Raw genomic sequence first — 1484 nt, 5'->3', positions numbered from 1 at the left:
CGTAAAGAGTTGATCGGCTAACTGAACATTTTCCCCGAGAACCAAATCCTTTTTACTGATCACGCCAGAAATGGGAGCTTTCAAAATATAGCGTCCGTTACTGGCATTCACTGCACCAAATGCACTTAAACGTGATTGGGCCGCTTGAACCTGAATTTGTGCCCGTTTATAGCTGTTATAAGCACGTTGATAGTCCTGTTTTGCTGAAATGCCCTGTGACCAAAGCTGACGCTCACGATCATAGTCTTGTTTCGCCAGTTCAAGGTTGGTTTGTTCAATTTTAAGATTGGCCTGCTGATCAACTAGATCAGGAACAAGCAACGCAGCCAAAGGCTGTCCTTTCTGAACTTTTTGACCGAGTTCTACATAGACATTTTCTACATGACCACTAAAACTCGGTGAGACGTGCGCTTGCTGGTCAGTATTCACATTCAGTTTGGCAGGATAAGAACTTAATTTAACCACCGGGCCTTGATCGACCGCTGATAATTGTATGCCCTGTTCCACCAGTTGCTTGGCAGTCAGGCTCACACCTTCTGCATGCTCTTCGGTTTCACCACCATGTTCTTCTCCCCCTTCTTCCTCGGCATGTTCATCTGATGTTTCAGATTTATTCTTACCCGTTAAGATCAAGAAAATACTGAGGAGTACGGTAGCGCCGATGACCAAACTAATCAGTAGGGGTTGGGAGATTTTTCCGCTCTGTTTTTTTAAGCTGTTTTTAAGATCGAACATGTTAATTTCCCCCACCAATGACAGGCATGGCCTGTATGTCTTGCCATAAATTTTGATTGATTTGTGCAATAGCATCTTTCGACATGACTTCACTTGGGCTAATGCCTAAGCTTAAACTTTCTGCTTCGATGGCCTTTTGCCAGCCCTCCCGTAACAACTGGACTTTACGTAGACGGATGTCTTGTAATTGAAGCGTGGCTTGCTGAACATCGGTTAAAGCAAACTTTCCTGCCAGAAAACCTTGTAAAGTTTTACTTTGAACTTGAGTCGCCAAAGGAATTTGAGTCTCGTCAACGACTTTGAATTGAAGCTCTAAACCCTGCAACTCGGTTAAGATCGTGCCTATTTGCAGCGCATTTTGCTTTAGATAAAAGTCTTTCTGACGCTCTAATAAGTTCATTTTTTCTTGCGCGATTTTTATGCCATTTTGCTGACGATCGAAAATATTGAGCGGTACACTGACTCCAACCACCAGTTGATTTTGTGTTGAGTTATCCAAGGATTGGGTGCGGTTAACGCCCAGGTTTAAAGTAGGATTAGGACGTGACTTTGCTTTCAGCTGATCAACCGTTGCTTGAGACTCTAACACCTGTAAAATCCGATATTTCTCAATGTAGTTATCCGCTAAATATTCTTGAACCTGCCCATGAGTCGATTTTGGCCAAAGCTTTTGCGAAGAGAGGTTTACCTGCAATGACTTATCAGAGGTTCCCCATAAATTTGATAATTGTTGGGTTGCCACTTGTACC

2 protein-coding genes are annotated in these 1484 nt (G+C 43.1%); both read right to left on the bottom strand.

Features of this window, described 5'->3' with window-relative positions; translation table 11 throughout:
- A partial coding sequence (locus ACWQ4X_RS19600; protein WP_457904668.1) for an efflux RND transporter periplasmic adaptor subunit occupies positions 1 to 735 on the bottom strand: 735 nt, incomplete at its 3' end.
- Between the two features lies 1 nt (position 736).
- The coding region (locus ACWQ4X_RS19595; RefSeq protein WP_457904667.1) for a TolC family protein at positions 737 to 1484 on the bottom strand (748 nt) is incomplete at its 5' end.

This window comes from Acinetobacter sp. NigerLNRRAM0016 (assembly GCF_054112845.1).
Note: the sequence above shows the minus strand (reverse complement) of the source record. Positions and strands in the feature narration are given on the sequence as shown.